8 protein-coding genes and 1 pseudogene are annotated in these 6,102 nt (G+C 51.1%); 8 read left to right on the top strand and 1 reads right to left on the bottom strand.

Going from position 1 to position 6,102, the window contains the following annotated elements; all coding sequences use genetic code 11:
- Window positions 1-114: 114 nt before the first annotated feature.
- From AC19YT_RS27830 to AC19YT_RS27855, 6 genes are all read left to right on the top strand, one after another.
- Complete coding sequence (locus tag AC19YT_RS27830) at window positions 115-984, top strand: MlaD family protein (protein WP_500611352.1); 870 nt, start codon at window positions 115-117, stop codon at window positions 982-984.
- Window positions 981-1,616: a PqiC family protein gene (locus tag AC19YT_RS27835; protein WP_096143088.1), complete on the top strand. Its 636-nt coding sequence runs from the start codon at window positions 981-983 to the stop codon at window positions 1,614-1,616. The genes AC19YT_RS27830 and AC19YT_RS27835 overlap by 4 nt, the downstream gene beginning before the upstream one ends.
- A 26-nt stretch (window positions 1,617-1,642) precedes the next feature.
- Window positions 1,643-1,990 (top strand): DMT family transporter, encoded by a 348-nt coding sequence (locus tag AC19YT_RS27840; RefSeq protein ID WP_096143089.1) that lies wholly within the window; start codon window positions 1,643-1,645, stop codon window positions 1,988-1,990.
- On the top strand, window positions 1,987-2,316 hold the full coding sequence (locus tag AC19YT_RS27845; RefSeq protein WP_096143090.1) for a DMT family transporter: 330 nt from the start codon (window positions 1,987-1,989) through the stop codon (window positions 2,314-2,316). Before AC19YT_RS27840 ends, AC19YT_RS27845 begins: the two co-directional genes overlap by 4 nt.
- A 151-nt stretch (window positions 2,317-2,467) precedes the next feature.
- On the top strand, window positions 2,468-2,980 hold the full coding sequence (locus AC19YT_RS27850; RefSeq protein ID WP_096143091.1) for an acyloxyacyl hydrolase: 513 nt from the start codon (window positions 2,468-2,470) through the stop codon (window positions 2,978-2,980).
- Window positions 2,981-3,306: 326 nt separating this feature from the next.
- A complete protein-coding gene (locus AC19YT_RS27855) occupies window positions 3,307-3,933 on the top strand; it encodes a DUF3313 family protein (protein WP_254989601.1) in 627 nt (208 codons plus the stop codon).
- A gap of 470 nt (window positions 3,934-4,403) precedes the next feature.
- Here AC19YT_RS27855 and AC19YT_RS27860 read toward each other — a convergent pair whose 3' ends face one another.
- Window positions 4,404-4,694, bottom strand: a complete 291-nt coding sequence (locus AC19YT_RS27860; protein WP_412034013.1) for a hypothetical protein — start codon at window positions 4,692-4,694, stop codon at window positions 4,404-4,406.
- Between the two features lie 53 nt (window positions 4,695-4,747).
- Here AC19YT_RS27860 and AC19YT_RS27865 point away from each other — a divergent pair.
- A pseudogene (locus tag AC19YT_RS27865) lies at window positions 4,748-5,252 on the top strand (cyclase family protein); the annotation flags it as partial.
- A gap of 388 nt (window positions 5,253-5,640) precedes the next feature.
- Window positions 5,641-5,994 carry an acyl-CoA thioesterase domain-containing protein gene (locus AC19YT_RS27870; RefSeq protein ID WP_500611353.1) on the top strand — a complete coding sequence of 118 codons (354 nt, stop codon included), beginning with the start codon at window positions 5,641-5,643 and terminating at the stop codon, window positions 5,992-5,994.
- The last annotated feature ends 108 nt before the right edge of the window (window positions 5,995-6,102 follow it).

A 6,102-nucleotide genomic window follows, 5' to 3' on the forward strand; every position in this document is an offset into this window, starting at 1 on the left:
TGAGTCAGCTGCCGGTAATGCGTAGTCATCTGCGCTTGAATCCTTCGGTGTGAGAGCCTGGATTCTACCGGTGGCTGGCTCTCTGCCTCTCGTTTCAAGCGTTGCGCTTATTCTATGAATTCAGGACTCTTTAAAGATCAGGCGACAGCTTTGGCACCGCCTGATGGTGAACCGTTTTTCATTCGTATGCATTTTGATCAGTCAATGCGCGGCTTGGCGATCAATGCCCCGGTGGAGTTTCTAGGGGTAAATATCGGCAAGGTGGTGTCAACCGATTTGGACTTCAACCGTTCGACTAATAACTTTGCAGTCGTGGTCGGTGCGGTCATTTATCCCCAGCGCTTGGGCCAGGCCTATGAACAAATACTGACAGCCTATGATGCTGGTCATGATGAAGATGGTAAAAAATCAGCCCAGCTGATATCGATCTTTGTCAAAGAGGGGCTGCGCGCTCAGGTCAAAACGGCAAACTTGCTGACGGGGCAGCTTTATGTCTCTTTTGATTTCGTCCCTCATGCCCAACCTGTACCTTTTAACCTTGCGGCCAGACCTATGGAAATGCCTACGATCCCCGGGAGTTTAGACAAGTTGCAGGATCAGGTGCAGCGGATTGTGGAAAAATTGAGCAAAATTCCGGTCGAACGTATTGCGGATAACCTCAATGCCAACTTGGTCGAAATGCGTAAGACGTTGCAGCAAGTTAACGGGCAAGTCCTTCCGCAAATGCGGGATGCTTTGGGGCAGACTCAAAAGACACTGTCGGTAGTCAATGAAAGTTTTGCTGAAGACTCACCACAGCGCCAGCAATTTGGCCAAGTCATGGATGAAGTCCAGCGTTCCGCTCGATCAGTGCGCGTACTCAGTGATCTTTTGAGCCGACACCCCGAAGCGCTGATTCGCGGCAGAGTAAAGGAAGGCGAACCCGATAGCTTTCGTTCGAGTACGTCTGCCTCATCAGCTCAACCGGCGGAGTCTTCCAAGTGAACATACGTTTCTGTTGGTTCGCGGCGTTTCTGGTATTGGCCGCTTGCAGTTCTGCGCCCACTCGCTATTACACCTTGCTTCCTGCTACAGATTCCGCCAACGCCAACGCCGCCGTGCCATTTCAATATTCACTTACGACGGTCAATGTACCCGTTCAGGTTGATCAGCCTCAGATCGTTGTTCGTCAAGGTGAGAGCAGTATGCGGATACTTGAAACGGAGCACTGGGCCGCGCCCTTGGCAGATGAGGTGAGAGTGGCGTTAAGTCATGAGTTAAGGCTGCAAATGGGCCGCGTCGACGGGGCAGGGCTTGCGCGCGAGCCTGGCTTGCCCCATGTTTCTCTCCAGGTTGACGTACGCCGTTTTGAGTCGGTCCCGGGTCGTTACTCATTGGTTGAGGCCGCCTGGAGCCTAAGACGCACTGGCATTGATGGTGCTCATCGAAGCCTGACCTGCGGCTCGGTGATTCGTCGGGGCGCCGGTACTGGAATAGAGGCCTTAGTGCTGGCTCACCAACGAATAGTTAAAGAACTCGGCAGTCGTATCGTGGGTACGGCGACGCATTGGATGGCGGACTCGAATGCTGGTTGTCAAATCAATGCCTCTCTAGCAGCTCTGGCTGGGGCAGACTAATACTTAGGCACTTAAGAGGAAACCTAATGAAAAAGTGGATTTGGCTTTTCGCAGCCATAGGGCTCGAAGTCGTGGCGACGCTCTCACTTCGAGCCGCTATGGATAACCCTCAATGGTTCGTTGTCGTCGTCTGCGGGTACGTGGGCGCCTTCGTATCGCTATCGATGGTTCTACGTAAGGGCATGGCTATTGGAGTGGCCTACGGCATTTGGGCGGCTTGTGGCGTTGCGCTTACAGCGGTAATGGCACACGTTATTTTCGATGATTCCCTGAGTTGGATCATGGGCCTGGGGATCGCTTGCATCATTGCGGGCGTATGGTTGGTCGAAATAGGCGCAGGTGCGGCGCATGGGAAAATGGAGCAGACACGATGAGTTGGGTCTATTTGATCGGCGCGATTTTGTTTGAAGTCTGCGGAACACTGTCCATGCGTGCTTCGGATGGTTTTCGCCGCAAAATCTGGATTTTGCCCGTCGCGGCATCCTATCTGATTGCCTTTTCGTTGCTGAGCTTAACCCTCGCTGAGGGGGTGAGTATTGGGGTGGCCTACGGAGTCTGGTCTGCAAGCGGCGTGGCGCTGACGGCAATTGTTGCAAAGCTACTTTTCAAGGATCCACTGACGAAGCTAATGGGGTTAGGGATTATCTTCATCGTCGGCGGAGTGTTGTTAATCGAACTCGGAGCGCAGCACGCCAGCTGATTGATCTGCAAAAGCTGTTAGTTCATCTCGTGGGGAGTGTCATGGAGCGGGATTGCTCCCCTAAGGCCGCTTGTTAGAGTCATTCCTATTTTCTAACAGTTGGGCCTTTCGCAACGCTCACTCATAATGTTGATTACGAGCAGGTATTTATATGAAAAAAATCATCTTGGGTGCTCTTGCACTCTTACCCTTATCTTTTGGCGCTCAAGCGATTGAGTTTTCTTCTGCCATTGGATCGACCAGTCAGGGTGGCCTAACCGCTCGAGCAGGCGTGGGGATGGCTTGGGATAAGTCGTGGTTCCAAAGCTCGACGGGTAAGCTGACGGGGTATTGGGACTACGGGTATACCTATTGGGAGTCTGGCAAAAAAGCCGGCGCGCGACATTCGCTCTCTTTTGCTCCCGTTTTTGTCTACGAGTTTGGCGCTTCATATGTTAAGCCCTTCATAGAGTTGGGCGTGGGAGTTGCGGTTTTTTCCGGCGGCAGTGCCGGTGACAGAGAGCTTGGATCCGCTTTCAATTTCGAGGACCGGTTAGGCGCAGGATTGAAGATAGGGGACACACAGCGAGTGGGTGCCCGGGTTATTCATTACTCAAACGCAGGTATCAAAGAGCCGAATGACGGAATTGAATCATTTTCACTTTTTTATAGTCACGCTTTTTAGCGATAGGCATCGGCGGCAATCATTTTTGAGTTTTCTTTTTGATATTGGAAAGTAAGGGCGTAATTTGATCTGATGTTCTTCCGCGTCATCGTCCACTTGATTTAACTATTCTTGTCGGATGACTCTTCTATGTTCAACTGCTCAGAAAATTTCTGAGTTTAATATAGTTGACTTCATCATGAAAGGCCGTCACTGACGTTATTGACTAATCAAAGTTAGCCCTAGCATGGGCACTCCCATGCGTGCAAAAGGAAGCGAAGATTATGCTGGTGTCTGGAATGAAGTTTTTTAATAGGACAATTTTTGTGCCGCCAAGCCGCCCTTCGATGGCAGCCTGTCAGTTGCGGTTTAGTGTTGTGTTAGCGGTCGTCATTGGCAGCATAAGTGGGTGTGCATCGCATACCCCAGTTAGGTCTGATCAGGCGCAGTCCTATCAGGGGTTGGTGTCAAGCGGGGAAAATGTCATGTCGATCCCTCCCCAACCTGGGGACTTTGGCCGATATAGGTTTGCGATAATTGAGCCGGTTCTGATTTCTCCAGCCGTATCAGAAGAAATTTCCCCTGACGTAGGCGCAGAAGTTCTCGGTGTGTTGCAGGACAAGCTCAATAGTGAAATGCAGAAACAGTTCTACCTGTCAGGCGGGGAGGGGGTTACTGAACCTATCCTACATGTCAAAGTACGCATTACGCGTATCACGGAAGCCTCTCCGGTGCTGAACACGCTCACCTCCCTCGCTATTGGTCCATTACTCAACGGCGCTTTAGCTGTTGAGTTGGAAGCAGTGGATGGGGTGACCGGCCAGCAGAAGGCGATGCTGCTGTGGGCAGACTCAGGTGGAATAAAAGAGTTTTTCGGCAATTACAGTCGAAGTTCACACGCGTTGACACTTGCTGCTAGATTTTCCGTAGAAGCAACGCAGTTTTTGTCTCCGTTGGGCAGACCCTTGCAATAAATGCCCGGCCCTCTATCGGAGGTATGAGGTAACGGGCGCGAGAGAGGCTGTATGGTGTGGTATTGATCAGCTGCTTGCGCCGCCTAGTTGGCGTTCGTTGCGCTCCAGTGTGTATATCTGCTTCGATTATAAGCGCTGGCCTTCGTCTTGCGCTCGGGTGTCAAGCCGCCCGATAGAGGATGGGGTGAACAGAAGACTCAAGTGCCATTCTTCGATGTACATGTTCATTCGTTTACCTGCATTACGCAGATGCCGCTCTGCCGGCTCGCCTACCTTCGCTGAGTATCGAGCTTGAATCGCCAAAAAATTGCATGGCGTTCGTTTTGTACGTCCTCGACAAGCTCATGGTAGTTTGTGGCATTGTTGCTTCGTGCCTCGCGTATAAGACGACGGACACTATGATCCAGATACTCATTCAGCGCTTTAAAGTGGGGGGGCGCTGCAAAGATGGCCTGGTGACACGCATAGTCCTACTCGTCGCCCAGGCGATCATTGACAATCGCATATTCCATCCCAATCAGGGCTTGGCGAATCCTTTGAGGTCCTCGACGGTGTGACGTGTTGCCGCTAGACGAGTGGCGGCTACGTCGATGGGTGATCAAAAACTCCAAGATGTGCAGGAGCGAGTTTTCTTCGCCCAACGAGACCTCGCTCAGCCTAAAAGCGTGCCGCTCTCCACGCTTGGCGACAAAGGCACCTTTGCCCCGTTGCATTGTAATCAGGTCTTCAAATTTGAGTTGCGACAGCGCTTCACGCACCACAGCTCGGCAAACGGAGAACTGTTCGAACAATTTCCGCTCGCTCGGCAGTTGATGTTGGCCGTGGTATTTTGATCGATATGGGCAGACTCCGCGTCAAGGAATATGGACCGAGGTGAAATATTCAACCATATTGATCTCATAGCTGCCGCCAAGGCTCAGGGGGTTGAGATCCAGAAGCACGATATTTTTCTTATCCGGACTGGATGGATTGGTAGGTTTTATAAAGTTTCAGCGGAAGAGTTTTATGAAGATTTTTTAGAACCTGGCCTCAGCTTCAGCCCAGAGCTGGTCCATTGGTTTCATGAAATGGAAATTCCTAACCTTGTAACCGATACAATAGCCAGCGAAGTTACTGTCGATCCGGTGAGCGGCGTCCAATTACCTCTGCATAATGCACTTATGCGAAACCTAGGCGTGACATTCAGCGAGATCATCGCGCTGGATGCATTCGCTGGAGATTATGCGCGTGATGTGCAATGGACGTTTTTGTATACAGCAGCACTTTTAAAAGTTGTAGACGGAAGCGGGGCTCCGGTGAACCCTGTCGTGATTAAGTGAGGGGGCGAGGGAGCTCGTAATAAGGGGATTGTATAGATAGTATGGTGCTGGCCTGAACTGGGTCAGCGCCGATTGTAAAAAAATTAGATAACTTTTATGTTCGGTGAGGTGTGCCAGGTAGTTTTTGTACTTTTCTGAAATCCGATCGCGATCATCATAATGGCCAGCTTCCGTCGCCGTGGATTGCACGCCGATGGTAAGCCTAACATACCGCAGTAAATACCGCCTGTCGTCCAACTGCACTCTTGTTTGCTCGTGTAATCAACCGGTCACATAGCCACAGCAATCTCTCAGAGTCCTAATAAGCTTAACGCTTTAGGCTTGATGGTCTTTGTAAATTTTGAAGGTCAATCCTTCAAATTCCCAATATATCTGATCGGGGAATGCAATGAGTTCGTTAACCCAGATTTTTCAGCAGTTTAAAGCAACCGAACCGTTTCCTCCCCCATCAGACTGGCTTCAAGGACGAACGGTTTATGGTGGCTTGTCCGCCGCGCTTTCATTGCACATAGCGATGTTAGAGGCTCCAGCGCAGCTGCCCGCACTGGTATCTGCGCATGTGTCCTTTTTGAGTCCTTGCTCTGCATCTCAGACGTTCAGCGCGAAACACTTGTATGAGGGGAAGTCGCTGATCTCAATGGCGGCAGACACTGTTTCTGAAGATAGACATATTCTACATATGGTCATGCAGTTTGCTCGCCCCCGAGTGAGTAAGATTATCCACGGCGGCCGCAAAAACTGAGTGCAACACCTGACCTTTCCGGTACGGTGCTGCCACTATGTCCTATCACGAACTCAGTATCCCCGAACGTGCGACCCTTCAACTCGGCCTTGCCCAAGGTTTCAGCCA

The sequence above is a fragment of the Pseudomonas sp. MF08875 genome, assembly GCF_059862525.1.